Consider the following 26,870-nt stretch of genomic DNA (forward strand, 5'->3'; position numbering starts at 1 on the left):
GCCATGAAGGTGCTTGCCGCACGACGGAGAGACGCCGAGGATATCCACTTCCTGGTTAACCAACTCGGGTTGACCAGCACGGAGCAGGTCCTCGCTCTGTGCGCGGAGATCTTCCCGGAGGAGGAGATCCCAGGCCGGGCGAGACTTGTGCTCGACGATGTCTTCGAGGACTCGTAGCTCCGTCATCGGGCTTCCGACGCCGCGCGGGAACGCCGCAAACGCAGCGGCAACGGCTCACCGGCGATCGTGGCGGTGTGGTTCGCATGGTGGTACCTCCGGCCCACCCTTGAAATTGCAGGTCAGCGGCCTGGTCGAGTGATCATCGATCAGGCCGCTAATGCTTTTCCGGCCCGGCATCTCACGGTTTCTCACAGCAGCCTCGCTCTCACTGCCGAGCAGGTGGAGTGGCTCCAGAGCCGAGAACTCGAGGCGGCGGTCACGACACGAAGGGCTCATCGATCGAGTCGACATGCTGTTTCGCGCCGGGAAACCTCACCCGCACGCGATGACGTCCCGCGGGTCATCTGTCGCCGGCCGCCCGTACGCCTGCCAGTCGTCCGGCCGGAGCCGACGCGCCATAGCGGCGTACCAGGCGCGGGGGCCGTTCACCAGCTGAATGGTCATCTCCTCCGGCAGGGCGTGACGCCGCCAGGTCACGAAGAGCCGGACCCGGTGGTCTTCGATCAAGGGCACCGCCCGCAGCTTGTGCGTCGCCCTGGTGAAGGGCGAACCGAGAGCGACCACATCGCCGAGGCTGACGAGTTCGTTCGCGGCGATCCGGTCGCCGGTGGCGTACCGGATCCGTGGCTCGAAGCCAGCCTGCCCACACATGACGCGCAGGCCGGTGGTGAACCGGTGCGGCGTGGCCTGGCTGACCCAGACCTCGTCGGCCAGTTGGGCAAGGGAGATGACCGGATGATCCCAGAGCCGGTGCCCGGGGCCGACGAGGACGGCCAGCCGTTCCCGTGCCACCGTGGCCACGGTCAGGCCGGCGGGAAACCGCAACGGCGCCGCCGGGGTGTCGAAGCCCTGCACCACGTCCAGGCTCCCCTCGGTGAGACGCCGCAAAGCCGTCTCCAGCGCGACATCGACCAGCTCGACGGTCACGGCCTCCGGGGTCTTCTCCGCGCTGCCGAAGAGCACCGGAAGATATTCGCTGGCCCACCGCAGGTGACGGCCGCGACGCGCGGTGACGTCCTGGGCCTGACGCATCGCCTCCACCGCTCGACGCGCCGGCTCGACCAGCTCCCGGCCAGCGGCGGTCAGCGCCATCCCGACCGGACTCCGATCGAAGAGCCGGACATCGAGGTGTCGTTCGATCCGCTGGACCTGCTGGGTGACCGCGGAGGCGGGTAGGCCGAGCAGCCGGGCCGCCCGGTTGACGGAGCCGCTGTCGACGATCGCCAGGAAGCAGCGCAGGTGGCGCACCTCTAGCTCCACGAGGGAAACGGTAGCAACGGGCTCCACGCCCTGCCCACCGGCATCGATGTGAGGTGGGACCTAACGGGGTGTCCACCAGGTGGTCGCGCAGGCGTCGGAATTGGCGACCAGGTCGGCGAGTCGTAGCGCGGCGTAGAGGTGGCTGATGGTGGTGTCGGCGCGGATGTCGTCCCAGCCGACGTCCCGCGCGATGCTGGCCCGTAGCGCGTCGGGCCGGGGCAGATAGCGAGCCGGTTCGCCGAGCAGGCATCCGGTCTCGGCCCGGTACCAGAGGTCGACGACGGTCGGCGTGGTGGCGGTGTGGCCGGACGCTGGGGTGTCGGCGGGCGACACGCCGCCTTCGGGCGCCTGGGTCTGGTTGGCGAGCGCCGTCCGCACTACGGTGACCAGCCGCTGCTGGTCACCACCGCATGCGGCGGTAGCGGTGACGAAGAGAGCGGTGTGGTATAGGCGGTCGGTGGGCCAGGTCTCCAGGTCGGGCGTGTCCTCGATCCGGCGACGTAGTTCGCGTGCCTGACCGGGACAGACTCACGGGTACGCCACCGCCACATAACCCAGCGTCACGGTCTGTGGCGGCTGCCCGTCGAGTGCGGTGGTCGCCTCCCGCACCGTCGGGAGCTGGCGGTGATCCAGGGCGAGGGCGAGCACGGTGCGGTCGAGCAGGGGTTGCGCGGCCCGCCAGTCCACCGGCTCCGGGAGTGGCCGGCCGAGTAGGCGCAGCGCGCCGGCGGCCAGCGCGGTGTCCAGTGGATCACCAGCAGCTACGCCATCGGGCAGGCGGACCTCAGTGCGCAGCACCCGGCGCAGGGTCTGCACCTGAGCGACGGACTGGGCGGGAGCACCCCCCAGCGCGTCGATGCTGTCCAGCAGCGGGACGGCACCTGGCCGAGGTCGCCGCCCCGCCCGTCTGTGTCGGACGTGGCGAGAAGCGTGGTCGCGGCGGCCAGCACCGGTGCCCGGTCCAGCACTCCGACCCGGGCCAGCACGGCGAGTTCGGTGACGTCGACGGCCCGGCCGAGCCGGTCGGCGGAGGGGCCGGCGCTTCGGTCGAGCTGAGACTGGGCCGCGCGTCGCAGCGCCGGTGGCACCGGGCAGGGCGTTCCCGTCGTGGTGGCGAGCAGGGCCCGCTCGGCGAGCGCCGGCAGCGTGCGGGCACCGGAGCACGGCCGTGCTCCGGCCACTGCCCTGAGGAGCGCATCGGTGCCGGAGCCCGCGGGCGCACCTGCCGACCGGGCCAGCGTGACCACGTCAGCGGCGGCCGTCAGCGTACGGGTCGGTGTTTCACCCGGCCGGGCGAGCACGGCACGGGCCCAGGCCACGGCCAGGGACAGACGGGTCGACGGGAGCTGGTCCAGGGTCCCCAGTTCAGCCAGGGCGCGGGTCAGCGTCACCCAGTGGAACCCGTCCGGGTCGGTCGTCGGCCACCACCGCACGAGCAGCCGTGTGGCGCGCCTTCGGTCGGTCGCGGAGAGCTGTCCGGCGCGGGCCAGCACCCGGGCTGCGTCCGCGTAGAGCGTCGGTGCCGGATCGATGGGCCGGGAAACTGTCGGGTACGCCTGCCCCGGGTAGATCAGGTCGGCGACCCGGGCCGCGGCCTGCTCCCGCCAGGAGTTCGGCAGCATCCGGTCTCCGGAGCGGGAATCGTGCGGCCTGGCCGGCGACGAGCAGCCGACCAGCGCGGCACACAGCAGACCGGTCAGCGCCGTCGTCCACGAGCGGTGCCGCGTCATGGTTGCTCCTGTCTCGGTGCCCGTGCCACCGGTCTCATCAGCGAAGGTTGCGGGCGTGCCGGGGCAACCCACCGTGGGGCCGACCAGGTCGGCGCTCCACGATGGGCCTCTGCGGCGCCGGCTCCGGACGGTCGGTGCCGGCCGGGGTCAGAAGTCTTTCAGGGGAATTTGGGAGAGCAGCCGGAACTGGGTGTTCGACGTCGGGTACTCGATGGTGCTGTTGCTGACCTGTTCGACCTTGGCCGCGAGGCTGCTGTGCGGGAAGGCCATACTCCGGTTCGAGCTGATCGACGTCAGGGAGGTGGCGCTGCTCCGCGTCATGTCGAAGAACACCATGTCACTGCTCACCTGGACGCCGTCCTGGCTCGGGGTCCAACTGAGCACGCCCCAACCGACCGAGAGCGTCCCGCCCCCGGCGCTCAGCGCCTTGTAGGTTTCGGTGAGTCGCATTCGGTCCACCCGGGTGCTGCCGCGCTTGTCCCAGACCTGGGAGAAGGCGTCCACCTGGGTCTCGTAGGGCGAGGACACCCGAGGCACGTAGTAGACGGTCATGCGCTGGTAGGCGCCCAGACTGCCGAACACCATCGGGTCGCTGCTGTTGGTCGACCAAGAGGTCGAATACCGAATGCAGTGGAAGATGCCGTCCACGCCGAACGCGCAGTCCGGTGTGCTGACCGTCTTCTTGATTGGGTACGCGACGGCGGGTGCCGCCTGGAACGTGACGACCGCCGCGGCGGCGAGAGTGAGCGCGGCGAGCTTACGCGCCCGTCGTGCGACGGGCCTGGCCGTGTCTACCATTGGAAACCGACCTTTCGGGGCGTCCGACGCCGGGGCCGATCCCGGCGTCGGGCGGAGGAAGCTCTGTCGTCGTCGATTCTGGGTTGCGGTGGGGGCGGCGCGCTGTTGCCAGTCTTGCGTGCGCCCCCTGGCACGATGTGAACAGGCAGTTGGGCCGGGTTCGCCGACCTTGGCGGGTCGGCACCGCAACCCCGGTCGGCAAAATTCGGATCGGTCCGCCCGCGAACCGCCGCGTCGCTGATCCGCCCCGGCGCAGGCAGCTACGGAGACGGCGGCGGTTTGCGGCTACTCTCGGCCACGTCTGGCCAGTACGCGCGAGGAGGGCCGGTGGTGAAGAGCCCGTTCGGCCGGCGAGAGGTGAAGCTGGTCCTCTGGGTTGTCCTGGGCACCCTTCTGGTCGGCGGGGGGATGCTGCTCACCGTTCGGCTGAACGAGGCGATCGACGAGCGGATTCGCGTCGGCGCTGAGACGACAGGCGAAGTGGTCCACGTCGGACGGTTCAGGATCAGCCGGTCGTTCTCCGCCAACAGGCTGACTGTCGACTACACGTTCGACGGCGTGCGATACCGGGAGCGGTTCTCCAGCGAACTCGACGAGAGTGAGTTCCACGTCGGGGACGTGCTCGACGTACGTGTCGCCCGGACGGATCCGAACCGGGCCGCCACACCCGACGGGTACGCGACGGAGGATCTGCTCCTGCAGGTGCCGACCCTCCTGGAAGGCCTCGGTGCCATCATGATCATGATCTCGCTCGCGCTGATCAGGACGGGCCCCCGGCGCGATTAGGTGGGCTGGCGGGGCTCGACTGCCGCCCCGGTCCTGGGTCGGGGCGGCAGGTCCGCGCGGAGTCGTCGACGCGTGGGTGGTGAGAGGGTGGTGGGCTGCGTGCGCCTTTGCGTCCTCCGACGGGTCTCGCCAATCACTCAACGAGCCCTGAACCACCTCGCCGAGCGCATCCGAGCGACCGCGGCTGCAACAGATGTGAGCGAAGCTCCCGTCTGAAGAGGGTCTCTCTGCCGAGAGATCAGCTTCACAAGGAGTTTCACATGAGTGTCAGCGACAGAACCTGTCAGGACGGAACCTGGGCAAGCCTGAGCACGTGTTCGAAGCCGCGTTTCTGCGCGGGCGAGTCCACCATTGGCAGGATCAGCGCTGGTATGCCGGCGGAAACCGATCCGCCGTCGCCGGCGGGATGATCACCGACCATCAGGGTCTGTCCCGGTGCGGCATGGAGGGCTTCGAGGGCGGCGCCCCAGATCCGCGGGTCCGGTTTGACGAAGCCGACCTCGTAGGACAGCACGACCGCATCGACGTAACCGTCGAGTCCGTGTCGCGCAAAGCATGTGCGGATGTCCCAGCCGACGTTGCTGACGACGCCGATGCGAACACCGCTATCACGCAATGCGGACAGGGTGGCGACGGTGTCGGCGTACGGCTCGATCGCTTCGGCGTGTGTTTCGTGCAAGACCGATGCCAGCGCCTGGTCCACCCCAGGAATCTGTTCCAGCACGGCGCGGATCGCCCGATCCCAGACTCGCGGATCCAGATCTCGGGCGATGTGCGCCGGATCCGTGGCCGTCTGCCGCAACAGTTCCCCGAAGTCGCCAGCAATACGGTGCGCCTCGCCGGCAGTCAATGTCCGGTCGATCGATGCCGCCGCGTTGCCCACCCAGCGTTTCGAGTCCCTGGCGAACAGAGTCCAGGCGAAGTCGAACAGTACTGTCGTCACGGGCTCGGCGGTCATCGCATCACCCTAGATCAACACGAAGAGTTCTGTGGGCCGCGACGCAGTGAGCTATTCCGAGCAAACGCCTCGCTGACGGATGATGATCATGCGGATCGCGCGCGTGCTCGATGTGCAGGAGCACGAGCGCCGCACGGGTGATGTCGCCGATGTCCCACGGGTTGACCTGCCAATGGCAGCGAGCCCGTGGCGACGCAGACGCAGTGTCAGAGACAGTCGGCTGGGCGGTGTCTGAACGTCGGTGGTCGTTGCTCCCAGCCGATTGCGCTCTGGTCAGCATCTCCACGATCAGCAGCAGCGCCACCGCCGGCCACGCCGCCACGATCCGCGCTCCGAGGCTTGGCTCGGCGGCGGCGATGCTGGCCGCCACGCTGGCCACCATCCCGATCCCAAACGCCATCTGGCCGACCAGCGCACTCTTCGACCGGTGCGCTTGTCCTCGACCATGGCGGCCGACGACCAGCATTCCGTCGATCGGTAGCGGCAGCGCGGTCGGCCCTACCGCTGATCGGTATTCCTGGCTCGCCGCGCCCGGAGATCGGTGGCAGGCGAGCCGCAGGGCCCCGGCCGGCAGGGCAGTTCACCGGCCGGGCCCCTCCGATCAGGACCGCTGTGTCCGGCGACGCCGGGCGAGGAAGAACATGGTTCCGCCCAGGGCGACCAGGACGCCACCCGCATCTGCCAGGGCCGGCATTTTTTGGCTGCCGGTCACCGGCAGCATGCCGGGTCCCCCGGGCCACCCCGGTCCCCCGGGCCACCCCGGTGCCCCGGGGCTACCGGGTGGTCCGGAGGGTCCTGCTGGTCCGGGGCTGCCGGGTGCTCCGGGTGCTCCGGGTGCTCCTGGTGCTCCTGGACTACCGGGCGGGCCGGACGGCCCCGCTGGGCCCGACGGCCCCGCTGGGCCCGACGGCCCCGCTGGGCCGGACGGCCAGAGGTAACGGTCGCCGACGGGAAGGGGTGCCTCGCGCTTCCGACGCCGTACGGGAACTGCGTGGATCCAGGGGCACCTGGTCGTCGGCGGGTGATCTCGACCGGGCCGCTGGTTCGTTTCCGCCCCGTATGCAGCGGTTGGTCGCTCGACCGGGTGCGCTGCGTAACCGTTCGGGCACGAATGCCCGCCGGTCGGCGCTGTGGTCAGGGGGTGCCCCTGGTGTTGGATGGTCCGGAAGCTGGCGGTAGCTCCGTGTCGCCACCGCTCTGCCCCCTCGCACGCCAGGAGTGGACCTTGGGCAACGACATCCAGTTGATCAGCGACGGCGATGGGCTGGCGGTCGTCGGGGCGCCGACGGACGTGGAGAGCTTCCTCGTCTCCGAAGGGCTGTCCTCGTCGAAGGATCTCGGGTTGCCGCGCCTCGGAACGGTGCTCGGTTCGTCGGCCGCAGCCGCGCAGGGCGGAGCGGAGATCGCCGCCAACTACGGGCGCTGGGTGAAGCTGACCAAGGAATCCGCGCAGTTCGTGCAGAAGCACGGGCTGATGCAGACCAAGACCCCGGGGGTCAGCCACGCCATGGTGGGAAAGCCCGGCTCGATCAAGTCCTGGCTTCAGATCACGAAGACGTCGCCGGCCAACCCGGCGCTGCTGGCGGGCGCCGCGGGGATCATGGCGCAGTTGGCGATGCAGCAGACCATGAACGAGATCACCGACTACCTCGCCGTGATCGACGAGAAGGTCGACGACGTGCTGCGCGCCCAGAAGGATGCCGTGGTGGCCCGCATGATCGGTGTGGGCCTCGTCGTCGAGGAGTCCATGACCGTCCGGGAGAAGCGGGGTCGGGTCGATGACATCTCCTGGTCGAAGGTGCAGGCCGCGCCGGCGACGATAGCGGAGACCCAGGCGTACGCCCTGCGTCAACTCGACGCCCTCGCGGAGAAGTTGGAACGCAAGACGAAGATCGGCGATCTGGCCAAGGCGGCCATGGAGGCGGAGTCCACGGCACGGGAGTGGCTCGCCGTCCTGGCTCGCTGCTTCCAGTTGCAGGACGCGATAGCCGTGCTCGAACTCGACCGGGTGCTGGACGCGTCCCCGGAAGAGGTGGACGGGCATCGCCTCGGGCTGAAGACGGCCCGGAAGAATCGGCTGGCCCTCATCTCACGCTGCACCGAGCGGCTGATGGCCCGCATGGACGCGGCGGCCGGCAGAGCCAACAGCAAAGTGCTGCTCAATCCGATGGACTCACCGGCCGTGGTCCGATCGCGCAACCACGTCTCGGTCGCCGTCGTCGACCTGCACGGACGGCTCGGGATCGAGGGTGCCGCAGAGTCCGCTGAGGCGAGACGATGGGCGGACGCGGCCAAGGAGGTGCGGGACAAGGCGCTCGAAACCGGAGCCGACGGGGTCGACGTCGCCAGGCGCGTCGGCAACGAGACCTTCGACCGGGCCAGATCGGTGACGGGCAAGCTTTCCGGGCGGATCACCGAGCGGGTGCTTCGCCGGCGCGGGGACGACCAGGAGAAATCCTGATCGGGGCCGCCTACAACCGGTGCCGTCATCTGCACGTCCGGCCCGGCCGACGTCGCGGATGGCGGTGACCTCCTCGCCGGCGTCCCGGTCCGCGACCGCGCGACGGCCAGGCACGAGCGGCATGCATGATCGACTCCACCTCGGCGGAGTGGTGGCATCGAGGCGCTCGCATTGCCACCACCTCGGCGACGTGGAGTGGATCAACTGGTGACGGAGACGGAGCGCCTCAGCCTCCTCCGGGATCCGGCCGGCAACGAGAGCGGCGGACCGGTCTGACCGGACGGTCCGGGGCGGCGGGTACGTCAGCGGGGGCGTCGGGTCTTCGGCAGGTCGAACTGGTCCGCGCGGCGGCAGTCCTTCGGGCCGCCGACCGCGCCCGGGCCGACCCGGTCGAGGGCCTGGCGGGCCCGGTGCCGGCCCAGGTTCCAGGCGTACCAGGGGTCGGGCTCGGCGAGGTCGTCGGCGATCCAGCTCAGCGTGCAGCGACGCACCGGGTCGGGGAGCCGGGTGAGCGCGGGCGTGGCGTCGGCGGACAGCGCCCGCAGGTACCAGGCGTCGATCTTGCCGGTCTGCTCGTACCGGAGGGTGTTGCGCCGGGCCGCGTAGTCCTCCGGGTTGAGCACCGCCAGGCCGAGCAGCATCGCCACGGTCAGCGCCACGGTGGCACCCGGAACCCACTTTCCCCGCCATGTCACGCCGGCGGCCAGGATCATCAGGAAGACCGCGCCGAGCAGCATCTCGAACGCCATCACGAAGATCCGCTCCCCGGTGAAGCTGTAGACCTTCTGGTAGGTCCACATCCGCGACAGCGCCGACACCACGATCACCACGCTCAGCATGCTGAGCAGCCCGAGCAGCACCCGCAGCAGCGCGCGCTCGACCGGCCGCTCCCGGCGGGCCCAGCGGGTCACCCCGCCGAGCACCGCCACGGTCAGCAGCGTGACGAAGAGCAACTGCCAGAAGCCGCTGCGCGCGTACTCGGCGTAGCTGAGCCCGGCGACGCGCTGCACGTGCCGTTGCCCGCCGAAGAGGGTGGTGAACTGCACCACCACGAAGCCGGCGAAGAGCGCGGTCAGCGCCCCGATGGCCGGTGCCCACTCCAGCAGGCTGAGTCGCCGCCCGCTCGGCCGGTCCACGGTGGACAGGTCGGGCGGGGCGGTGAGCGTGTAGACGGCGGCGACCGCGATCAGCCCACCCACCGCGGCCAGGAACAGGCCACGGAACACCGCGCCGAGGTCGATGTCGGGCACGAGCGCGCTCAGTGCCTCGGAGAACGCCGCGTCGGCGGAGGCGAGCAGGCTGCCGAAGACGAGGAGCATCACCAGTGTGGCCACCACCGACACGGTGATCCGGCGGACCGTGGTGGCCTGCGGCGAGGCGGCGACGTGCCGGCGCACCCAGGGCAGGCCGCGCAGCGCCGCGAACGGTGTGGCGACCAGGCCGAACAGGATGGAGCGGACCAGCCGGCCGCCGACGATCGCCAGTGTGGCGCAGCCCAGCGCGCCGAGCACGCAGAACGTCACCAGCCACCAGGCGTTGCGGAACGCCGGCACGGCGAGCAGCGCCAGGGCCGCCGCCGCCCAACCCGCGCGGATCAGCCGGTCGGCGCGGGGCAGCTCGGCGGTCCGGGTCCGGACCGCCAGCAGCACCCCGAGCGTGAGCGTGAGCCAGCCGAGGAACCAGCCGATGCCGACCCGGCCCAGCGGCACGAAGATCGCGCTGCCGAGCGCGCCGGCCAGCACCGCGAGCGGCACCGCCCGGCCGCTGGCCGCTTTCGGCCCGGGCCACCGGGCGTCGAGGAAGGAGGTGCGGGGCACCGCCGGCCGGGCCGCCCAGCCCGGCGGCGGCGGATAGCTGGCCCACGACCGCACGTCCTGGTACGCCGGCCCGGTCCCCGGCGGCATCGTCCCGCCGGACGGTGCCGCGGCGGTCTGACCGGGCGGTGCCGGGGCCGCCTGCGGACCGACGGGCACCGGGGGGCCCTGGGGGCTCGGCGGCGTCGGAGGGCCTTGCGGGCTCAGCGGTGCCGGGGTGGTCTGTGGACCGGGCGGAGCCGGGTTGGTCTGCGCGTCCGGTCCGGGCGGGGCCGGCGGTGCGACGGCGCTCGTCGGCGCGGTGTCCGGGCCGGTCGGCGTGGGCGTGCCGGTCGTCGGCCCGGCGGCCGACGCCGGCGCGGCCTCCGATCGGCCGATCAGGGCGGCGTCAGGCGGACCCGCGACGGGCTCGCCGCTCGCCGGCGGGGACGGCATCCCGATGGCCGGCGGGGTGGGTGCCGTGGGCCCGGCCGCGCTGCCCGGTGCGGGGCCCCCGGCGGGGGTCTGGTCGGGCCGGGTCTCGACGGCCGGCGCCGACGCCTGCGCGGGCACGCCGGCCGAGGCCGGCGGGACCAGCGGCACGAACAGCGCGTAGCCCAGGGTGCCGGGTGGCACGCTGACCGGGATGGCCCAGGCGGGCTGACCCGCCGCCCCCGGCCACGCCACCGGCGGCGGCGCGCCCTCCGTCGTGGGCAGCACCAGCAGGTACGGCTGGGCGCCGGGCGGGATCTCGCCGCCGGGGGAGCCGTCCGCCGGGGCGGCGCGGGGCGGCTCGGAAGGCTGGGCCGGCTCGGGCAAGGCGCGCTCCTTGATCACAGGGTGCCGTCACTGTATGGCCCACTGCGGGGGCCCCGCCGCCCCGGTTGTCCGTTCGGCCGGCCGAGCCTGACCGGTCGTGGTGTCGAGGGAGTCGAACCTTTGCCGCCTTCGGCACGTACCAGTGCGCGGGAGGTCGATCACATGGGCACACGCCGCCGCGCGTTCGCCGCGTTCGCCGCCGTCGCCGCGACGCTGCTGCTGACCGCCGCACCGGCGAGTGCCCACGGGGCGCCGACCAGCCCGATGAGCCGGGCCGCGGCGTGCGGGCCGGAAGGCGGCCGGGCCGCGACGCCCGCCTGTCGGGCGGCGATCGCCGCCGGCGCGGCGGTCCGCGAGTGGGACAACATCCGGGTGGCCCGGATCGACGGGCGCGACCGGGAGCGCATCCCGGACGGGGAACTGTGCAGCGGTGGGCTCTCCGCCTACCGGGGGCTGGACCTGCCCCGGGCCGACTGGCCGGCGACCACGCTCACCGCCGGCGCCCGGTACACCTTCCGCTACCGCACCACGATCCCGCACCAGGGCACGTTCCGGTTCTACGTCACCACCGACTCGTACGCCCCGCAGCGGCGGCTGACCTGGGCGGACGTGGAAACCAAGCCGTTCCTGGCGGTCACCGACCCGCCGATCCGCGACGGCGCGTACGAGATGCCGGGGCGGTTGCCGACCGGACGCACCGGTCGGCACGTCATCTACGTCATCTGGCAGAACTCGAACACCCAGGACACCTACTACTCCTGCTCCGACGTCGTCTTCCGGGCGGCCCCGGGCGGCTCCGGGGCGCGGGCCACCCGGCCGGCCACACCGGCGGCGAGCGCGGCGGCCCCGCGTACCCGCTCGGAGTCGGCGACCGGCGACGAGCCGGCGGGGGTGCCGGTGGCGGCGGTGACCGAGACCGGCCCGATCTCCCGGCCGACGGTCGTCGGCGCGGCGGCCGTGGCGGTCACCGTGCTGCTCGTGACCGTGGTCGGGTTGCGCCGGCGGCGGGCCGGGGGCCCGCCGCCGGGACGGCCCTGCGGGGTCCGCAACCACCGCGCCGGGCGGCGCCGGATCTGGTGACGCCTCGGCCGGGCCGCCCGGCGAACGGACGACACGCCCGTCCGGACCGCCGGGGTGACCTGTGTCGACACCCGCTGACCGGCGTCACCGCGCCCCGGCGAGGATCTGGTCGATCTCGGCCAGGTCCTCGCCGGCGAGGTCCAGCCCGTCCAGCGCGGCGACGTTGCCGTCCAGCTGGCCGACGCTGCTCGCGCCGATGATCAGGCTGGTCATCCGTGGGTCCCGCAGCGCCCACACCAGGGCGAGCTGCGCCAGGGTCTGCCCCCGGCGACGGGCCACCCCGGCGAGCGCCTGGACGGTCGCCATCGTCGCCTCGTCCAGGTCGCTCTCGTCGAGGAACACGCTGGTGCGCACGCGCGAGTCGGCCGGGATGCCGCCCAGGTAGCGGTCGGTGAGCAGGCCCTGGGCCAGCGGGCTGAAGGCGACGCAGCCGGCGCCGACCTGCGCCAGCGTGTCCAGCAGGCCGTCGGACTCGGTCCAGCGGTTGAGCATCGAGTACGACGGCTGGTTGACCAGCAGCGGCGTGCCCAGGTCGCGGAGGATCTCGGTGGCCCGCAGCGTCTGCTCCGAGTCGTAGTTGGAGATGCCGACGTAGAGCGCGCGGCCCGAGCGGACGATCGCGTCCAGTGCGCCCATCGTCTCCTCCAGCGGAGTGTCCGGGTCGAACCGGTGCGAGTAGAAGATGTCGACGTGGTCGAGGCCCATCCGGCGCAGCGACTGATCCAGCGACGAGATCAGGGACTTCCGGGAACCCCACTCGCCGTACGGGCCGGGCCACATCAGATAGCCGGCCTTGGTGGACACCACCAGTTCTTCCCGGTAGGGCTTCAGGTCGGTGGCGAGCAGCCGGCCGAAGACCTCCTCGGCCGCACCCGGCGGTGGGCCGTAGTTGTTGGCCAGGTCGAAGTGGGTGATGCCGAGGTCGAAGGCGCGGCGGACGATGTCGCGCTGCCGCTCGAACGGCCGGTCCGGCCCGAAGTTGTGCCACAGGCCGAGGGAGATGACGGGCAGCTTCAGCCCGCTCCGGCCGCAACGCCGGTAGCTCATGTCGTGGTAACGGTCGTCGCTGGCGAGGTAGGTCACCCGGCCATTCTGTCGCCGTGGGCGTGCGGTCGCACCGACCCGGGTACGTTCGGCCTCATGCGTTACGTGCGGCTCGACACCCCCAAGCCCATCTCCAAGATCGGCCTCGGCACCTGGCAGTTCGGCTCCCGGGAGTGGGGCTACGGCCCCGACTACGAGCGCCGGGCCGCCGAGATCGTGCGCCGGGCGCTCGACCTGGGCGTCACCCTGTTCGACACCGCCGAGCTGTACGGCTTCGGCCGCAGCGAACGGATCCTCGGCGCGGCGCTGGGCGAGGACCGGGCGAAGGTCGTGGTGGCCAGCAAGATCTTCCCGCTGCTCCCGGTGGCCCCGGTGGTGCAGCAGCGGGCGGTCGCCTCCGCGGCCCGGCTCGGTGTCGACGGCATCGACCTCTATCAGGTGCACCAGGCGAACCCGGTGGTCGCGGACACCACCACCATGCGCGGCATGCGCTCGTTGCAGGACGTCGGGCTGGTCGGCGAGGTCGGGGTGAGCAACTACGACCTGCGCCGGTGGCGGTTCGCCGAGGCCGCGCTGGGTCGCCGGGTGCTGAGCAACCAGGTCCGCTACAGCATGATCGACCGGGGCCCGGAGGAGGATCTGATCCCGTACGCGGAACAGGCCGGCCGGATCGTCATCGCGTACAGCCCGCTGGCGCAGGGGTTCCTCTCCGGCCGCTACGACGCGGCGAACCCGCCGACCGGGGCGGTACGCCGGGCCAACCCGTACTTCCTGCCGGAGAACCTGGCGCGCGGTGCCGAGCTGATCGGCACGCTGCGCGAGGTGGCCGACGCGCACGACGCCACGCCCAGCCAGATCGCGCTGGCCTACGTGCTGCGGCACCCGAACGTGGTGGCCATCCCCGGCGCGTCCGGGGTGGAACAGGTGGAACGCAACGCCGCCGCCGCCGAGATCGACCTGACCGACGACGAGTACGCCGCGCTGGTCGCCGCCGCACACGCGTTCCGGCCGGTCACCGGCCTGGCCGCGCTACCGCGACTGATTCGCGCCCGACTGGGGAAATGAGCCGCCATGGAAGACATCACCGCACTGATCCTGGACGACCACGCCGCGTTCCGGCGCGGCTTCGCCCGGCTCGACGACGCCCGCGACCCGGCCGAGATGCTGGCGATCTGGGAGGCGCTCGCCCTGCACCTGGACATCCACGCCGAGGCGGAGGAGGCCATCCTCTATCCGCACCTGGTGAAGCACGGCGACGACGGCGAGGACGAGACCGCCGACGCGATCGGCGACCACAACAAGATCCGCGACGCGATCGCCGAGTCCAAGCGGCACGAGGTCGGCTCGGACGCCTGGTGGGCGGCCGTGGGCGAGGCCCGCAAGGAGAACAGCGAGCACCTGGCCGAGGAGGAGGACGAGGCGCTGCCCGACTTCCGCCGGCACGCGAGCGTGGAGCTGCGGGCCGAGCTGGGGGCCCGCTGGCTCACCTTCTACGGCGAGCACAAGAACGGCCGCGACCTGATGTTCCACGACAAGGACCCGCAGGGCTACGTGCGGGAGCACCAGTGACGGTCTGATCTCCCCGGCGTGGGGGAGTCGCGCGGCGGGCCGCGGCGGGACAATGACCGGGTGACGGTCCGGGGCGTGTTCGCGCCGCTGGTGCGCGGCAGCACCTGGCGACGCGCCGTGTTCCTGCTGCTCGGCGGCGTGCTCGCGCTGCCGTACGCGCTGCTGGCGGTGGCGTTCACGCAACTGCTCACCACGGCGGAGGTGCCGCGCCCGCTCGGGTTCGGGCTGCTGCTGGTCGGCGCCGGGCTGGCCGTGGTGCCGGTGTTCCTGGCCGGCAGCCGGGCGCTGGAGATCGCCGCCGCCCGGGCGCTGCTCGCCGTCGACCTGCCGGAGCCGCTGCCCGGCCACCGCGTCGACCGGGAGACCCGGCTGCGGGCCGCGCTCTGGATCGGCATGCACCTGGGCACCGGCGCGGCGGTGCTGTTCGCCGCGATCAGCGCGTTCCCGATGGCGCTCGTGTTCGTCGTCGGGTTGACCGGGATCGACACCGGGGCCGGCGCGAGCGAGCGCTTCGGGCCGTTCGACCCGGCCCGCCCCGTGCCGGCCGGGCTGGCCGGGGTCGCCGTGCTGGTCGCGCTCGGCTACGCGGTGGCCGGGCTGGGTGCGCTCGCCGCCTCGATGGCGCCGGTGCTGCTCGGCCCGGCCCAGGCCGAACGGATCGCCGCGTTGGAGGCCCGCGCCGTGCGGCTGGCCGAGCGCAACCGGCTGGCCCGGGAGCTGCACGACTCGGTGGGGCACGCGCTGACCGTGGCGACGCTTCAGGCCGGTGCCGCGCGGGAGCTGCTCGACACCGACCCGGAGTTCAGCCGGCGGGCGCTGCGGGCGATCGAGGAGACCAGCCGGCGGGCCATGGACGACCTCGACCAGGTGCTCGGGCTGCTCCGCGAGACCGAATCCGGCCGGCCGGCCGCGTCGACCGCGCCGCCACCCACGCTGGCCGGGCTGGCCGGGTTGGTCGCCGCCGCCCGGGCCGCCGGGCTGGTGGTCGACACCCGGGTCGGTGGGCCGCTGGACGCGCTGCCCGCGGTGGTGTCCCGGGAGGGCTACCGGATCGTGCAGGAGGGGCTGACCAACGCGGCCCGACACGGCCGCGGCCCGGTGACGCTGCGGGTCGCCGTACCCCCGGACGGGATGGAGATCGAGCTGGTAAACGCCGTGCGCGGCACCGCCCGGGCGACCGGCGGCGGGCGCGGGCTGGACGGCATGCGGGAACGGGTGCTGCTGCTCGGCGGGCGGCTCGACGCCGGCCCGCAGGGGGGCCGGTGGCGGGTCCACGCCACCCTGCCGGGGCCGAGGGAGGCGAGCCGGTGACCATCGACGTGCTGATCGTCGACGACGACGAGCTGATCCGGGTCGGCCTGCGGGCCATCGTCGACGCCCAGCCGGACCTGCGCGTCGTCGGCGAGGCGACCGACGGCGCCCAGGTGCCGCCGCTGGTGGCGAAGCTGCGACCCCGGGTGGTGCTGATGGACGTGCGGATGCCGGCCATCGACGGCATCCAGGCCACCCGCCGGCTGCTCGCCGCCTCCGCCGACCCGCCGCGCGTGCTGGTGGTCACCACGTTCGCCAACGACGAGTACGTCTACGAGGCGCTGCGCGCCGGGGCGAGCGGGTTCCTGCTGAAGCGGGCCCGCCCGGGCGAGGTGGTGGAGGCGATCCGGGTGGTGGCGGCCGGCGAGTCGCTGCTCTTCCCGGCCGCCATCCGGCAGCTCGTCGGCGCGTACGGGCGGCGCGGCGCGGACCGGCTGGACGCGGCCCGACTCACCGAGCGGGAGGGGGAGGTGCTGCGGCTGATGGCGGCCGGACTGTCCAACCCGGAGATCGCCGCCCGGCTGGTGCTCGGCGTGGAGACGGTCAAGACCCACGTCGGGAACGTGCTGGCCAAACTCGGGGTGCGGGACCGCACCCAGGCGGTGATCGCCGCCTACGAATCCGGGTTCGTGGTCCCGGCCGGCTGAGTCCCCCGGCCGGGGGAGGCGGCTCACCCCGCCACGGGAGGGCGCCGGGTCGCCGGACGTCGAGGCTCGAACCATGACCGCCACGCTGCTCCCACCGACCCGTCACCGGTCCCGGACCGCGCCGCTCGCCGCCGGCTGGCTCGCGCTCTGGGGCGTGCTCGCCCTGACCTCCGCCGTCACCGGGGCCGGCTACCCGTTCGGCGCCCACGACCGGGACCGAGACGTCAACCTGCTCCGGCTGGTGCCGGTGACGGTCGGGCCGGCGCTGTTCGCGGCGCTGCTGCTCACCGCCGCGCTCGTCGCGCTCGTCATGGCCGGTCCGGCCGCCCGCCCGTCCCGGCCGCTGCGCGCGCTGCTGATCGGCTACGGCTGGGCGGTCGCGTTCGTGCTGGCCGTGGTGGTGCCGGACACCCGGGTGCTGATCACGCTGGGCTACGCGCCGATCCTGCTCGTCGGGGCGCCGTTCGGCTGGCCGCCGGTCGACTACGCCGACGTGTTCACCTGGACGCTGCTGTGCAAGACCGCCGCGATGGCCGGTGGGGTGCTGCTCGCCCTGGCGGTGCTCGGCTGGCAACGCCGTACCGCCGCCGCCTGCGCCGCCTGCGGCCGGGGCGACGCGGACCGGGGCTGGAGCACCCCGGCCGCCGCGGCCCGCTGGGGCCGCTGGGCGGCCTGGACCGCCGCCGTCATCCCCACGTTGTACGCGCTGACCCGGCTCGCCTGGGCCGCCGGCATCCCGCTCGGCATCTCCCGCGACTTCCTCGACGAGATGCGCGACACCGGGCTGGTGTGGGCGGGCGCCGGGCTGGGCGCCTTCGCGGTGGCCGGGGCGGTGCTCACGCTCGGGCTGGTCCGCCCCTGGGGCGAGCGGTTCCCCCGGTGGATGGTCGGCCTGGCCGGTCGCCGGGTGCCGGTGTCGCTCGCCGTCGTGCCCGCCACACTCGTCGCGCTAGCGGTCACCGCGGGCTCCCTCGGGCTGGTCACCGCCCCCCGGTTCTGGGCGCTGACCGGCGGGTTCAGCCTGACCACGCTGCCGATGCTGCTCTGGCCGCTGTGGGGCGCGGCGCTCGGCGCCGCCGCATACGCCTACCTGCTGCGCCGCCGCGGCGCCTGCCGGCGCTGCGGGCGCTGACCGCCCCCGGTGGTCGGCCCCGGTCACGGGGCGGGACCGACCACCGGGCGGTGCGCAAAATCTGAGCTAGCGTGGGCGGGTGAGCGCTCACACCCAGGTTTCCCCGGTCCCGCCCGCCGAGCTGCCCGGCACGCTCGGCGCGCTGCGTGCGACCGGCCATCGCTACCGCACGGTCAAGCAGGAACTCCGCGACAACCTCCTCGCCCGGATGCGCGCTAGCGAGGAGCGTTTCCCCGGCATCGTCGGCTACCAGGACACGGTGCTGCCCGAGGTCGAGCGGGCGTTGCTGGCCGGGCACGACATGGTGCTGCTCGGCGAGCGCGGGCAGGGCAAGACCCGGTTGATCCGTTCGCTCGGCGCGCTGCTCGACGAGTGGACGCCGGTGCTGCCCGGTTCGGTGCTCAACGAGCACCCGATGCACCCGCTCACCCCGGCGTCGCGGGCGCTCGTCGACTCGGCCGGCGACGACCTGCCGATCGGCTGGCTGCACCGCTCGATGCGTTACGGCGAGAAGCTCGCCACGCCGGACACGAGCGTCGGCGACCTGATCGGCGACGTCGACCCGGTGCGGCTCGCCCAGGGGCGCACGCTCGGCGACCCGGAGACCATCCACTTCGGGCTGGTGCCCCGCACCAACCGTGGCGTCTTCGCCGTCAACGAGCTGCCCGACCTGGCCGAACGCATCCAGGTGGCGCTGCTCAACGTGTTGGAGGAGCGCGACATCCAGGTCCGCGGCTACCAGTTGCGGCTGCCGCTGGACCTGCTGCTGGTGGCCAGCGCCAACCCGGAGGACTACACCAACCGGGGCCGCATCATCACCCCGCTGAAGGACCGCTTCGGCGCCGAGATCCGCACCCACTACCCGCTCGACCTGGAGCTGGAGCTGGCGCTGATCCGGCAGGAGGCCGACCTGGTCGCCGGCGTGCCGGAGCACGTGCTGGAGGTGCTCGCCCGGTTCGCCCGCGAGGTGCGCGAGTCGCCGTCGGTGGACCCGCGCTCCGGGGTGTCCGCCCGGTTCGCCATCGCCGCCGCGGAGACCGTCGCCGCCGCCGCGCTGCGCCGCTCCGGCCTGCTCGCCGCCGGCTCCGACGCTGCCGAGGGGGCCGTCGCGCGGGTCGGCGACGCGGCGTCGGTGACCTCCACACTGCGCGGGAAGGTGGAGTTCGAGAGCGGCGAGGAGGGGCGCGAGATCGAGGTCCTCGGGCACCTGCTGCGGACCGCCACCGCCGAGACGTTCCGGACCCGGCTGGCCGGGCTGGACCTGTCCGGCTTCACCGCGCTGGTCGCCGAGGGCGGCGTCATCGAGACCGGTGAGCTGGTCTCCTCGGCCGAGCTGCTGCGCCAGGTCGGCACCGTACCGGGCCTGGCCAAGGTGCTCGACCGGCTCGGCCTCGGCGACGCGCCCAGCCCGGCGGAGGCCGCCGCCGGCATCGAGTTCGTCCTCGAAGGGCTGCACCTGACCCGCCGGCTGGGCAAGGACGTCACCGACTCCGGGCGCACCGTCTACGGCGGCCGGGGCTGACCGTGGCCGGCAACCGGTTCCGATACGGGCAGTGGCGCGGTGGGCCCGACCCGCTCGCGCCGCCGCACGACGTGCGCGCCGCCGTGGACGCGGTCGGCGCGGAGGTGCTGAACGGCGGCAGCCTCCGGGAGGCGCTGCGCGACCTGCTGCGGCGCGGGCCGGACGGGCGCGGTGGGCTGGCCGACCTGGCCGCCCGGGCCCGCCGGCTGCGCCGGGAGGCGCTGCGCCGCGGCGACCTCGACGGCGCGGTCACCCGGGCCCGCGCGCTGCTCGACCAGGCGCTCGCCGCCGAACGCGACGAGTTGGCCCGGCGCGCGGGAGACGACGCCCGGTTCGCCGAGGCGGTGCTGGACAACCTGCCCCGGTCCACCGCCCGGGCGGTGTCCGAGCTGGCGGGGTACGAGTGGGCCAGCGCCGAGGCGCGGCAGACCTACCAGCGGATCCTGGACGGGCTGCGCGGCGAGGTGCTGGAGCAGCGTTTCGCCGGGCTGCGGGACGCGGCGCGGGCTGCCGCCGACCCGCGGGCGCAGCAGCAGCTCGCCGAGATGATGCGTGACCTCAACGACCTGCTCGCCCGGCACGCCCGCGCGGAGGACACCACCGACGCCTTCGCCGAGTTCATGCGCCGGCACGGCCGGTTCTTCCCGGAGCAGCCCCGCGACGTCGACGAGCTGGTCGACGTGCTGGCCCGCCGGGCGGCGGCGGGCGAGCGGCTGATGCGGTCGCTGTCGGACCGGCAACGCGAGGAACTGGCCGGGCTGATGCGCCAGTCGCTCGGCGACCGGCTCACCGGGGAGCTGTCCCGACTCGACGACCACCTGCGGGCCCTGCGTCCCGACCTGAACTGGCAGCGGGGCGAGCGGGTCCGCGGCGACCAGCCGCTCGGTTACGGCGAGGCGGCCGGCGCGCTCGACGAGATCGCCGAACTCGACGAACTGCTCGACTCCCTCGACCAGGACCAGGCCGGCTCCACCCTGGACGACGTCGACGTGGACACGGTGGCCCGCACCCTGGGCCGGGACGCCGCAGACGACGTGCGCCGCCTGCGTGACCTGGAACGCGAGCTGCGCCGCCAGGGCTGGGTGGACCGGGACTCCGACGGGCTGACGCTCAGCCCGAAAGCGCTGCGCCGGCTCGCCGGCACCGCGCTGCGGCGGGTCTTCGCCGACCTGACCGCCGGCCCGCGCGGCCAGCACGACCTGCGCGCGGCCGGTGCCGCCGGCGAGGTGAGCGGCAGCTCCCGCCAGTGGGAGTACGGCGACGAGCAGCCACTGGACGTGGTGCGCACGCTCACCCGCGCGGTACGCCGGGCCGGCCCCGGAGTGCCGGTGCCGCTGGCGGTCGAGGACTTCGAGGTGGTGGAGACCGAGCGGCGGGCGTCGGCGGCGGTGGTGCTCTGCGTCGACCTGTCGTACTCGATGATCTCGCAGGGGCGCTGGGGCCCGATGAAGCAGACCGCGCTGGCCCTGTCGCACCTGATGGCCACCCGGTTCCCGCAGGACGCGCTCCAGATCATCGGCTTCGGCCGGGAGGCGATGCCGCTGACCCAGCGGGAGTTGGCGGCGGCGGAACCGGACATGCAGCAGGGCACCAACCTCCAGCACGCGCTGCGGCTGGCCGGGCGGCACCTGCGCCGCCATCCGGGCGCCGAGCCGGTGGTGCTCGTGGTCACCGACGGCGAACCCACCGCCCACCTGGATCCCGACGACGGCGAGGCGTACTTCAACTGGCCGCCGCTGCCGGAGACGATCGAGGCGACGATCCGGGAGGTGGACCGGCTGACCCGGTACGGTGCGACGCTCAACCTGTTCATGCTCGGCGACGACCCGGGGTTGCGCCGGTTCGTGGACGCGGTGGCCCGGCGGTCGAGGGGCCGGATGTTCACCCCCGACCTCGGCGACCTCGGCGAGTACGTCGTCTCGGACTACCTCCGCGCCCGCCACGGCCGCCGCTGAGGTGTAAGGAGGGGCCCCTTGTTAACGCATTCTGCATAACAGGGGCCCCCTCCTAACACCGGTCGTTGCGCGCAGACCGGTGCCGGCCCTTTCGCGTACCCGGAACGGGTGAACCGGGGCGGGTAGCCGGGGTGCCACCGGCGGCGGCAGGGGTTGGATGCGGGCATGGACGAGGTGGACGCGGCCGGCCTCCGGCGGGCGTACGACGAACTGTTCGCGGAGGTGGACGCCGGTGGGTTCGGGCCGCCGCCGGAGGGTGAGCTGAGCGCCGAGCAGATCGTCGCGCACCTGGCCGCGAACGACGAGTTGATGAGCGAGGCGACCGAGGCGGTGCTGGCCGGGTCGCCGTTCGCCTACTACGACGTGGACACCATCCACCGTCCGCAACTCGACGCGCTGGTCTCCGAGTGCGGTGGGCTGGACGCGCTCGCCGCCCTGCTGCGGGCCACCAGTCAGAAGCTCTGCTCGTTGGCCGACCGGCTCGGCCCGGCCGCGGAGACGCCTGTGGAGACCGTGCTGCGGGAGGGCTTCGACCTCGACGTGGACGAGTCGCTGCCCTGGGGGCGGGTGCTGGACCTGCACGTGCGGGTGCACCTGCCGCTGCACCTGGCCCAGCTACGTGCCCTGCGCCGCCAACCCCACCTCGCCTGACGGCGCGGGCGGTGCGGCGGGAGCGGGGTTCCCCCGCTGAACCGACCCTGCCATGCTCACCGTCAGCCGAGCGCCCACTGCTGTTCGGCGGCGCCGGTGCACGGGGCCTGTTCGAGTGTCCGCCCGGCCTCGGTGCCGGCGTCGTCGACCTGCGCGCACTTGCCGCTGTGCACGGCGACCAGGAGCACCGGGCCGGCGCCGGTCGGGTTGAGCTTCCACTGCTGGTTGGTCTGACCGTTGCAGGACCACTGGAGCAGGTCGGCGCCGTCGTCGCCGCTGGCCGCGTTGACGTCCAGGCACTTGCCGCTGGCCGCGTTGACCAGCAGGTAGACCTCGGCGGCGACCGGCGTGACGACCCACTGCTGCTCCGGCCCGCCGGTGCAGTCGGCCAGCGCGGCCCGCGCACCCTCCGGGTCGTCGCCGACGACACCGACGCAGCGCCCGGACGGCACGCCCCGGACCACCTTGGGGGTGGCCACCGGCGCGGCGGGCGTGGTCGGCTCCGCGCTCGGCGAGGGTGGCGGCGCGGCCTCCGTCCTCGGCGGGGCGGCACTCGACTCGCTCGCGGCCGGGGCCGGCACGGCCGCCGCCGGCACCACCGGCCGGTCGGACCCACCACCGAGCACGCCGGTGGCGAAGAAGGCCCCCAGGAGTACGCCGACCAGCGCGACGCCCAGCGCGATCCGCATCAGCGGATCCCGGGGCAGCCGCGCGCCAGGGGCGGGGCGGGCCCCGTAGACGGTGCCGGGCGGGCCGGGGCGCGGGTCGGTCATGGGGGCATCCTGACCCACCGGGGCGCCCGAGGGCCAGTCGCCGCGTCAGTCGACGACCCGCACGTCCTTCCAGAACGCCACCCGGTCCCGGACCATCTCCGCGTCCGGCTTCGGCTCCGGGTAGTACCAGACCGCGTCCGGGCTGGTGGCGCCGTCGTGTTCGAGCGTGTAATAGGAGGCGGTGCCCTTCCACGGGCACACCGTGTGCGTGTCGGAGGGGCGGATCAGGTCCTCGCGCAGGGCGGAGCGGGGGAAGTAGTGGTTTCCCTCGACCAGCACGGTGTCGTCGCTCTCCGCGACGACCAGCTCGTTCCAGACTGCTTTCGGCATGTCCTCCACGCTATGCCGGTGCCCGCGCTCCGGCCACCGTCGGGCGGCGTGCGGGTTCCGGGTCGGTGACGCGGCGGCAGGCCACCGTGGACGTCCCACGAACTGTCGTAGCCGGGCGTAAGGTGATCTCATGCGAGCTGTCCGTGATCATGAACGGGCGGTGGACGCGCTCCGGCAGTCCTACGCCGCGGTGCCCGCCGGCGAAACCGTGCGGCTGGCCAAGCAGACCTCGAACCTCTTCCGCCCCCGCTCCGCGCCGCGCACGCCAGGGCTGGACGTCAGCGGGCTGACCGGGGTGCTCGCCGTGGACGAGGCCGCGCGCACCGCCGACGTGCAGGGCATGTGCACCTACGAGGACCTGGTCGACGCGACGCTGCCGCACGGGCTGATGCCGCTCGTCGTGCCGCAGCTGCGCACGATCACGCTGGGCGGCGCGGTGACCGGGCTGGGCATCGAGTCCACCTCGTTCCGCAACGGCCTGCCGCACGAGTCGGTGCTCGAGATGGACGTCCTCACCGGCGCCGGGGAGCTGGTCACCACCCGGCCGCGCGGCGAGCACGCCGAACTGCACCGGGCGTTCCCCAACTCGCTCGGCAGCCTGGGCTACGCCACCCGGCTGCGCATCGAGCTGCAACCGGTGGGCCGGCACGTGGCGCTGCGCAACGTCCGCTTCACCCGGCTGGAGGAGCTCATCGACGCGGTCGGCGAGGTGGTCGCCAAGGGCGCGTACGCCGGGGAGCCGGTCGACGCCATGGACGGGGTGATGTTCAGCCCCGGCGAGGCGTACCTGGTGCTCGGCACGTTCACCGACGAACCGGAGGGGCGCCCGTCGGACTACACCGGCCAGGAGATCTACTACCGCTCGCTGCGCCGCCGCCCCCGCGACGTGCTGACCGGTCACGACTACCTGTGGCGGTGGGACACCGACTGGTTCTGGTGCTCGTCGGCGTTCGGCGTGCAGCATCCGGTCGTCCGGCGGCTCTGGCCACGGCGCTACCGGCGCAGCGACGTCTATCACCGGATCGTGCGGCTGGAGCACCGGCACCAGGTGGCCGCCCGGGTCGACAGGTGGCGGGGCCGGCCGGCGCGCGAACGGGTGGTGCAGGACGTGGAGATCCCGCTGGACCGCACGGCGGAGTTCCTGCGCTGGTTCGCCGGCAACGTGGGGATGACCCCGGTGTGGCTCTGCCCGCTGCGGTTGCGCGAGCCGGCCGGCCCCGGTTCGGCCCGGGCCTGGCCGCTTTATCCGCTCCAGCCGGGCGAGACGTATGTGAACATCGGCTTCTGGGGCAGCGTGCCGATCGCGCCGGGCGCGGCCGACGGCGACGTCAACCGGCGGATCGAACACATGGTGTCGGAGGTGGGCGGCCACAAGTCGCTCTACTCCGACGCGTACTACGACCGGGCCGCGTTCGACCGGCTCTACGGCGGGGAGACCTGGCATGCCGTGAAGGACCGCTACGACCCGGACCACCGACTAACCGGACTGTACGAGAAGGCGGTATCCCGAGCATGAGCCTGACCGACCGAACACCGGGGGCGGCGAGCGCCCCGGCCGGCCCACCCCCGGGCGGCCGGGGCGGCGCACCGACAGTCGCGGACGTGATCCGCGCGGTCACCACCGGCGACCTGCCCGTGCGGGTCACCGGGTACGACGGCAGCGCGGTCGGCCCCGCCGACGCCGGCATCACCCTGTCGATCCGCACCGAGCGGGGCCTGTCCTACCTGCTCACCGCCCCCGGCGACCTGGGCATGGCGCGCGCCTACGTCAGCGGTGACCTGGGGCTCGACGGCGTGCACCCGGGCGACCCCTACGAGGCGTTGCGGGTGCTCAAGGACGAGATGCCGCTGCGGATGCCGGCGGTCGGCGACGCGCTGGCGCTGGTCAAGGGGTTGGGCTGGGAGCGGCTCCGGCCGCCGCCGCCCCCGCCGCAGGAGGCGGCGCCGCGCTGGCGGCGGGTGATGACCGGGCTGCGTCACTCGAAGGTCCGCGACAGCAGCGCGATCTCCCACCACTACGACGTGTCGAACGCCTTCTACGAGAAGGTGCTCGGCCCGTCCATGACGTACACCTGCGCGGTCTTCCGCAGCCCCGGTGACACGCTGGAGGAGGCGCAGCGGGCCAAGTACGACCTGGTCGCCGGCAAGCTGGCGCTGAAGCCGGGGATGCGGCTGCTGGACGTCGGCTGCGGCTGGGGCGGCATGGTCCGGCACGCGGCCCGGGAATACGGCGTCAAGGCGCTGGGCGTGACGCTGTCGCGGGCGCAGGCCGAGTGGGCGCGGGCCGCGATCGAGCGGGAAGGGCTGGGCGACCTGGCCGAGGTGCGCCACCTCGACTACCGGGACGCGCCGCGGGAGCAGTTCGACGCGATCTCCTCGATCGGGTTGACCGAGCACATCGGGGTGCGTAACTATCCGGCCTACTTCGGCGCGCTGCGCTCCCGGCTCAAGCCCGGTGGGCGGCTGCTCAACCACTGCATCACCCGGGCCGACAACCGCGCCCCGCACCGTTCCGGCGCGTTCATCGACAGGTACGTCTTCCCCGACGGCGAGTTGGCCGGCCCGGGGCGGCTGATCAGCGAGATCCACGACGCCGGGTTCGAGGTGCACCACGAGGAGAACCTGCGCCAGCACTATGCGCTGACGCTGGCCGGCTGGTGCCGCAACCTGGTCGAGCACTGGGACTTCTGCGTCGACGAGGTCGGCCCGGGCACGGCGCGGGTGTGGGGCCTCTACATGGCCGGCTCGCGGATGGCGTTCGAGCGCAACGGCATCCAACTGCACCAGGTGCTGGCCACCCAGAACGGCCCGCAGGGGGTCAACGGCTACCCGTTGCGTCCCGACTGGACGCCCTGACCCGTACCGACGAGAGGCCGCGCCGACCGCGCGGCCTCTCGTCGCCGCTCAGAGATGAAAGGAGGGGCCCCTGTTAACGCCTCCGGTAGAGGAGAGGGCCCCGGTTGACACGCGCCGCGAGGCTCCGGCTTAGACCGGGCCGCGGGTGGGTAATGGCGGGCGATGTTCTTCATCTTCGGGCTGCGGACCAAGGTCGACCGGTCCGGCGTCGTCACCCAGGTCTGCCGCCACTGCGGGAACCAGGCCGCCCAGGTGATCACCCGGCGGGTCACCAAGTTCAGCCTCTTCTTCATCCCCCTGATCCCGGTGCGCACCCGGTACGCACAGCAGTGCACGTTCTGCGGCGCCCAGTACGACATCTCCCACGCCGACGCCGAGCGCCTCCCGGTCGGCTGACCGTGACCCGCTTCCTCTGCTGGCTGATCGGGCGGCAGCCGGTCACCCCGCCCGCCGTACCGGTGCACACCGCCGCCCGCCAACCGTGCACGCCCGGCCGCCGACGCCGTCGCCGCAGCCGCCCGACGGCGGGCGCGCTGTCCCCACGCTCCCCGTGGAACCGCTCCGCCGGCCGATGAGTCGCCGACGCAGGTGTTATTGAGGGGTAGGGCAAATGTGCCGTGGTCATTGGGCGGCGTAGCGGACTTCGGGTTTGCCGAAGAACGCTTTCACCGTGGCTGGCTGGTTCTGCCGACGACGTAGGTGCCGGCTGGCCGCGGTGGCCAGGTCTGTGGGGATGGCCGGACGGGCTTGTGCGACATGGTGTTTGACGTCGTGGTTGAGCAGTTCCACGGGGTTGAGTTCAGGGGCGTAGCCGGGCAGGAAGTGCATCTCGATGTCGCTGGTGCGTTCGGCCAGCCAGTCGCGGACCATGATCCGGCGGTGTGCGGGGTGTCCGTCGACGATGAGGTGGATCTTCCGGTCGAGGTGACGGGTGAGGCGGGCCAGAAACGTCAGGAGCACGCCGCCGGTGAACGAGCCGTGGTAGCAGGTGAAGTACAACTCGCCCTTGTTGCTGATCGCGGCCATCACGTTGACCCCGAATCGGCGGCCGGTCTTGGCCACCACCGGTGTCTGCCCGACCGGCGCCCACGTGGTGCCCACCGCCGCGTCTGAGCGCAACCCGGTCTGGTCCAGCCACAGAACGATCGCCTTGTCCCGCTTGGCCTGCGCCGCGATCGCCGGGTAGGTGACCTCCAACCACTCGGCGACCGCCTG

At 73.0% G+C, this 26,870-nt stretch carries 26 protein-coding genes; 14 read left to right on the plus strand and 12 right to left on the minus strand.

Features of this window, described 5'->3' with window-relative positions:
- Nucleotides 1-492: 492 nt before the first annotated feature.
- The 5 genes from AB0H28_RS28855 to AB0H28_RS28875 all read right to left on the minus strand — a co-directional run bounded on the left by AB0H28_RS28855 (nt 493) and on the right by AB0H28_RS28875 (nt 3,968).
- Nucleotides 493-1,440 (minus strand): LysR family transcriptional regulator, encoded by a 948-nt coding sequence (locus AB0H28_RS28855; protein WP_358046877.1) that lies wholly within the window; start codon nt 1,438-1,440, stop codon nt 493-495.
- 60 nt (nt 1,441-1,500) lie between these two features.
- Nucleotides 1,501-1,818 (minus strand): hypothetical protein, encoded by a 318-nt coding sequence (locus tag AB0H28_RS28860; protein ID WP_358046880.1) that lies wholly within the window; start codon nt 1,816-1,818, stop codon nt 1,501-1,503.
- A 150-nt stretch (nt 1,819-1,968) separates the two neighbouring features.
- Nucleotides 1,969-2,238 (minus strand): hypothetical protein, encoded by a 270-nt coding sequence (locus AB0H28_RS28865; protein ID WP_358046883.1) that lies wholly within the window; start codon nt 2,236-2,238, stop codon nt 1,969-1,971.
- Nucleotides 2,202-3,170: a hypothetical protein gene (locus tag AB0H28_RS28870; protein ID WP_358046885.1), complete on the minus strand. Its 969-nt coding sequence runs from the start codon at nt 3,168-3,170 to the stop codon at nt 2,202-2,204. The genes AB0H28_RS28865 and AB0H28_RS28870 overlap by 37 nt, the downstream gene beginning before the upstream one ends.
- 147 nt (nt 3,171-3,317) lie before the next feature.
- Nucleotides 3,318-3,968: a hypothetical protein gene (locus tag AB0H28_RS28875; RefSeq protein ID WP_358046888.1), complete on the minus strand. Its 651-nt coding sequence runs from the start codon at nt 3,966-3,968 to the stop codon at nt 3,318-3,320.
- A 330-nt stretch (nt 3,969-4,298) separates the two neighbouring features.
- On the opposite strand from AB0H28_RS28875, the gene AB0H28_RS28880 reads away from it, so the two are divergent.
- On the plus strand, nt 4,299-4,754 hold the full coding sequence (locus AB0H28_RS28880; protein WP_358046892.1) for a DUF3592 domain-containing protein: 456 nt from the start codon (nt 4,299-4,301) through the stop codon (nt 4,752-4,754).
- Between the two features lie 283 nt (nt 4,755-5,037).
- On the opposite strand, the gene AB0H28_RS28885 is transcribed toward AB0H28_RS28880, so the two are convergent.
- On the minus strand, nt 5,038-5,712 hold the full coding sequence (locus AB0H28_RS28885; RefSeq protein WP_358046895.1) for an HAD family hydrolase: 675 nt from the start codon (nt 5,710-5,712) through the stop codon (nt 5,038-5,040).
- 4 nt (nt 5,713-5,716) lie between these two features.
- Entirely contained in the window at nt 5,717-6,178 is a 462-nt protein-coding gene (locus tag AB0H28_RS28890) for a hypothetical protein (protein ID WP_358046898.1), read from the minus strand.
- Nucleotides 6,179-6,853: 675 nt separating this feature from the next.
- Here AB0H28_RS28890 and AB0H28_RS28895 point away from each other — a divergent pair.
- The gene (locus tag AB0H28_RS28895) at nt 6,854-8,173 is read left to right on the plus strand and encodes a hypothetical protein (protein WP_358046901.1); all 1,320 of its coding nucleotides are present in this window, start codon (nt 6,854-6,856) and stop codon (nt 8,171-8,173) included.
- A 302-nt stretch (nt 8,174-8,475) separates the two neighbouring features.
- Here the strand turns inward: AB0H28_RS28895 and AB0H28_RS28900 are convergent, their stop codons facing one another.
- A complete protein-coding gene (locus AB0H28_RS28900; protein WP_358046904.1) occupies nt 8,476-10,785 on the minus strand; it encodes a DUF4153 domain-containing protein in 2,310 nt (769 codons plus the stop codon).
- A gap of 162 nt (nt 10,786-10,947) precedes the next feature.
- On the opposite strand from AB0H28_RS28900, the gene AB0H28_RS28905 reads away from it, so the two are divergent.
- A complete protein-coding gene (locus AB0H28_RS28905; protein ID WP_358046906.1) occupies nt 10,948-11,865 on the plus strand; it encodes a lytic polysaccharide monooxygenase in 918 nt (305 codons plus the stop codon).
- An 84-nt stretch (nt 11,866-11,949) separates the two neighbouring features.
- Here the strand turns inward: AB0H28_RS28905 and mgrA are convergent, their stop codons facing one another.
- Nucleotides 11,950-12,948, minus strand: coding sequence for an L-glyceraldehyde 3-phosphate reductase (gene mgrA / locus AB0H28_RS28910; RefSeq protein ID WP_358046909.1), 999 nt, complete (start codon nt 12,946-12,948; stop codon nt 11,950-11,952).
- A gap of 57 nt (nt 12,949-13,005) precedes the next feature.
- On the opposite strand from mgrA, the gene AB0H28_RS28915 reads away from it, so the two are divergent.
- The 8 genes from AB0H28_RS28915 (at nt 13,006) to AB0H28_RS28950 (ending at nt 21,696) form a co-directional block, all read left to right on the plus strand.
- Nucleotides 13,006-13,974: an aldo/keto reductase gene (locus tag AB0H28_RS28915; protein ID WP_358046912.1), complete on the plus strand. Its 969-nt coding sequence runs from the start codon at nt 13,006-13,008 to the stop codon at nt 13,972-13,974.
- A gap of 6 nt (nt 13,975-13,980) precedes the next feature.
- Nucleotides 13,981-14,478, plus strand: a complete 498-nt coding sequence (locus AB0H28_RS28920; RefSeq protein WP_358046915.1) for a hemerythrin domain-containing protein — start codon at nt 13,981-13,983, stop codon at nt 14,476-14,478.
- Between the two features lie 60 nt (nt 14,479-14,538).
- Entirely contained in the window at nt 14,539-15,789 is a 1,251-nt protein-coding gene (locus AB0H28_RS28925; protein ID WP_358046918.1) for a histidine kinase, read from the plus strand.
- Nucleotides 15,786-16,436 carry a response regulator transcription factor gene (locus AB0H28_RS28930; protein WP_358046921.1) on the plus strand — a complete coding sequence of 217 codons (651 nt, stop codon included), beginning with the start codon at nt 15,786-15,788 and terminating at the stop codon, nt 16,434-16,436. Before AB0H28_RS28925 ends, AB0H28_RS28930 begins: the two co-directional genes overlap by 4 nt.
- A 73-nt stretch (nt 16,437-16,509) precedes the next feature.
- Nucleotides 16,510-17,568 carry a hypothetical protein gene (locus AB0H28_RS28935; protein ID WP_358046924.1) on the plus strand — a complete coding sequence of 353 codons (1,059 nt, stop codon included), beginning with the start codon at nt 16,510-16,512 and terminating at the stop codon, nt 17,566-17,568.
- A gap of 79 nt (nt 17,569-17,647) precedes the next feature.
- Nucleotides 17,648-19,090, plus strand: a complete 1,443-nt coding sequence (locus AB0H28_RS28940; protein WP_358046927.1) for a magnesium chelatase — start codon at nt 17,648-17,650, stop codon at nt 19,088-19,090.
- 2 nt (nt 19,091-19,092) lie between these two features.
- Complete coding sequence (locus AB0H28_RS28945; RefSeq protein ID WP_358046929.1) at nt 19,093-21,045, plus strand: VWA domain-containing protein; 1,953 nt, start codon at nt 19,093-19,095, stop codon at nt 21,043-21,045.
- Nucleotides 21,046-21,219: 174 nt separating this feature from the next.
- Nucleotides 21,220-21,696, plus strand: coding sequence for a hypothetical protein (locus AB0H28_RS28950; protein WP_358046950.1), 477 nt, complete (start codon nt 21,220-21,222; stop codon nt 21,694-21,696).
- Between the two features lie 62 nt (nt 21,697-21,758).
- Here AB0H28_RS28950 and AB0H28_RS28955 read toward each other — a convergent pair whose 3' ends face one another.
- Together AB0H28_RS28955 and AB0H28_RS28960 are read right to left on the minus strand one after the other, a co-directional pair.
- The gene (locus tag AB0H28_RS28955; protein ID WP_358046932.1) at nt 21,759-22,469 is read right to left on the minus strand and encodes an RICIN domain-containing protein; all 711 of its coding nucleotides are present in this window, start codon (nt 22,467-22,469) and stop codon (nt 21,759-21,761) included.
- Between the two features lie 45 nt (nt 22,470-22,514).
- Nucleotides 22,515-22,799, minus strand: coding sequence for a DUF427 domain-containing protein (locus AB0H28_RS28960; RefSeq protein ID WP_358046935.1), 285 nt, complete (start codon nt 22,797-22,799; stop codon nt 22,515-22,517).
- A gap of 130 nt (nt 22,800-22,929) precedes the next feature.
- Between AB0H28_RS28960 and AB0H28_RS28965 the strand changes: the two genes are divergently transcribed.
- The 3 genes from AB0H28_RS28965 (at nt 22,930) to AB0H28_RS28975 (ending at nt 26,051) form a co-directional block, all read left to right on the plus strand.
- The gene (locus AB0H28_RS28965) at nt 22,930-24,315 is read left to right on the plus strand and encodes an FAD-binding oxidoreductase (RefSeq protein ID WP_358046938.1); all 1,386 of its coding nucleotides are present in this window, start codon (nt 22,930-22,932) and stop codon (nt 24,313-24,315) included.
- Complete coding sequence (locus tag AB0H28_RS28970) at nt 24,312-25,655, plus strand: class I SAM-dependent methyltransferase (protein ID WP_358046941.1); 1,344 nt, start codon at nt 24,312-24,314, stop codon at nt 25,653-25,655. Before AB0H28_RS28965 ends, AB0H28_RS28970 begins: the two co-directional genes overlap by 4 nt.
- A 162-nt stretch (nt 25,656-25,817) precedes the next feature.
- Nucleotides 25,818-26,051 carry a zinc-ribbon domain-containing protein gene (locus tag AB0H28_RS28975; protein ID WP_358046944.1) on the plus strand — a complete coding sequence of 78 codons (234 nt, stop codon included), beginning with the start codon at nt 25,818-25,820 and terminating at the stop codon, nt 26,049-26,051.
- 225 nt (nt 26,052-26,276) lie between these two features.
- Here AB0H28_RS28975 and AB0H28_RS28980 read toward each other — a convergent pair.
- Nucleotides 26,277-26,870: IS630 family transposase (locus AB0H28_RS28980; protein WP_358046947.1), on the minus strand; the 594-nt coding region annotated here is incomplete at its 5' end.

Source organism: Micromonospora sp. NPDC050980, from assembly GCF_040653835.1.
In the GTDB taxonomy this organism is placed as follows: Bacteria; Actinomycetota; Actinomycetes; order Mycobacteriales; family Micromonosporaceae; genus Micromonospora.

What these genes read in the sequence shown, in the direction of transcription:
- AB0H28_RS28965 (WP_358046938.1), top strand. Translation starts at nt 22,930, where the DNA reads ATGCGAGCTGTCCGTGATCATGAACGGGCGGTGGACGCGCTCCGGCAG.
- AB0H28_RS28975 (WP_358046944.1), top strand. Translation starts at nt 25,818, where the DNA reads ATGTTCTTCATCTTCGGGCTGCGGACCAAGGTCGACCGGTCCGGCGTC.
- AB0H28_RS28890 (WP_358046898.1), bottom strand. Translation starts at nt 6,178, where the DNA reads ATGCTGGTCGTCGGCCGCCATGGTCGAGGACAAGCGCACCGGTCGAAG.
- AB0H28_RS28920 (WP_358046915.1), top strand. Translation starts at nt 13,981, where the DNA reads ATGGAAGACATCACCGCACTGATCCTGGACGACCACGCCGCGTTCCGG.
- AB0H28_RS28875 (WP_358046888.1), bottom strand. Translation starts at nt 3,968, where the DNA reads ATGGTAGACACGGCCAGGCCCGTCGCACGACGGGCGCGTAAGCTCGCC.
- AB0H28_RS28970 (WP_358046941.1), top strand. Translation starts at nt 24,312, where the DNA reads ATGAGCCTGACCGACCGAACACCGGGGGCGGCGAGCGCCCCGGCCGGC.
- AB0H28_RS28960 (WP_358046935.1), bottom strand. Translation starts at nt 22,799, where the DNA reads ATGCCGAAAGCAGTCTGGAACGAGCTGGTCGTCGCGGAGAGCGACGAC.
- AB0H28_RS28885 (WP_358046895.1), bottom strand. Translation starts at nt 5,712, where the DNA reads ATGACCGCCGAGCCCGTGACGACAGTACTGTTCGACTTCGCCTGGACT.
- AB0H28_RS28915 (WP_358046912.1), top strand. Translation starts at nt 13,006, where the DNA reads ATGCGTTACGTGCGGCTCGACACCCCCAAGCCCATCTCCAAGATCGGC.
- AB0H28_RS28905 (WP_358046906.1), top strand. Translation starts at nt 10,948, where the DNA reads ATGGGCACACGCCGCCGCGCGTTCGCCGCGTTCGCCGCCGTCGCCGCG.
- AB0H28_RS28870 (WP_358046885.1), bottom strand. Translation starts at nt 3,170, where the DNA reads ATGACGCGGCACCGCTCGTGGACGACGGCGCTGACCGGTCTGCTGTGT.
- AB0H28_RS28955 (WP_358046932.1), bottom strand. Translation starts at nt 22,469, where the DNA reads ATGACCGACCCGCGCCCCGGCCCGCCCGGCACCGTCTACGGGGCCCGC.
- AB0H28_RS28935 (WP_358046924.1), top strand. Translation starts at nt 16,510, where the DNA reads ATGACCGCCACGCTGCTCCCACCGACCCGTCACCGGTCCCGGACCGCG.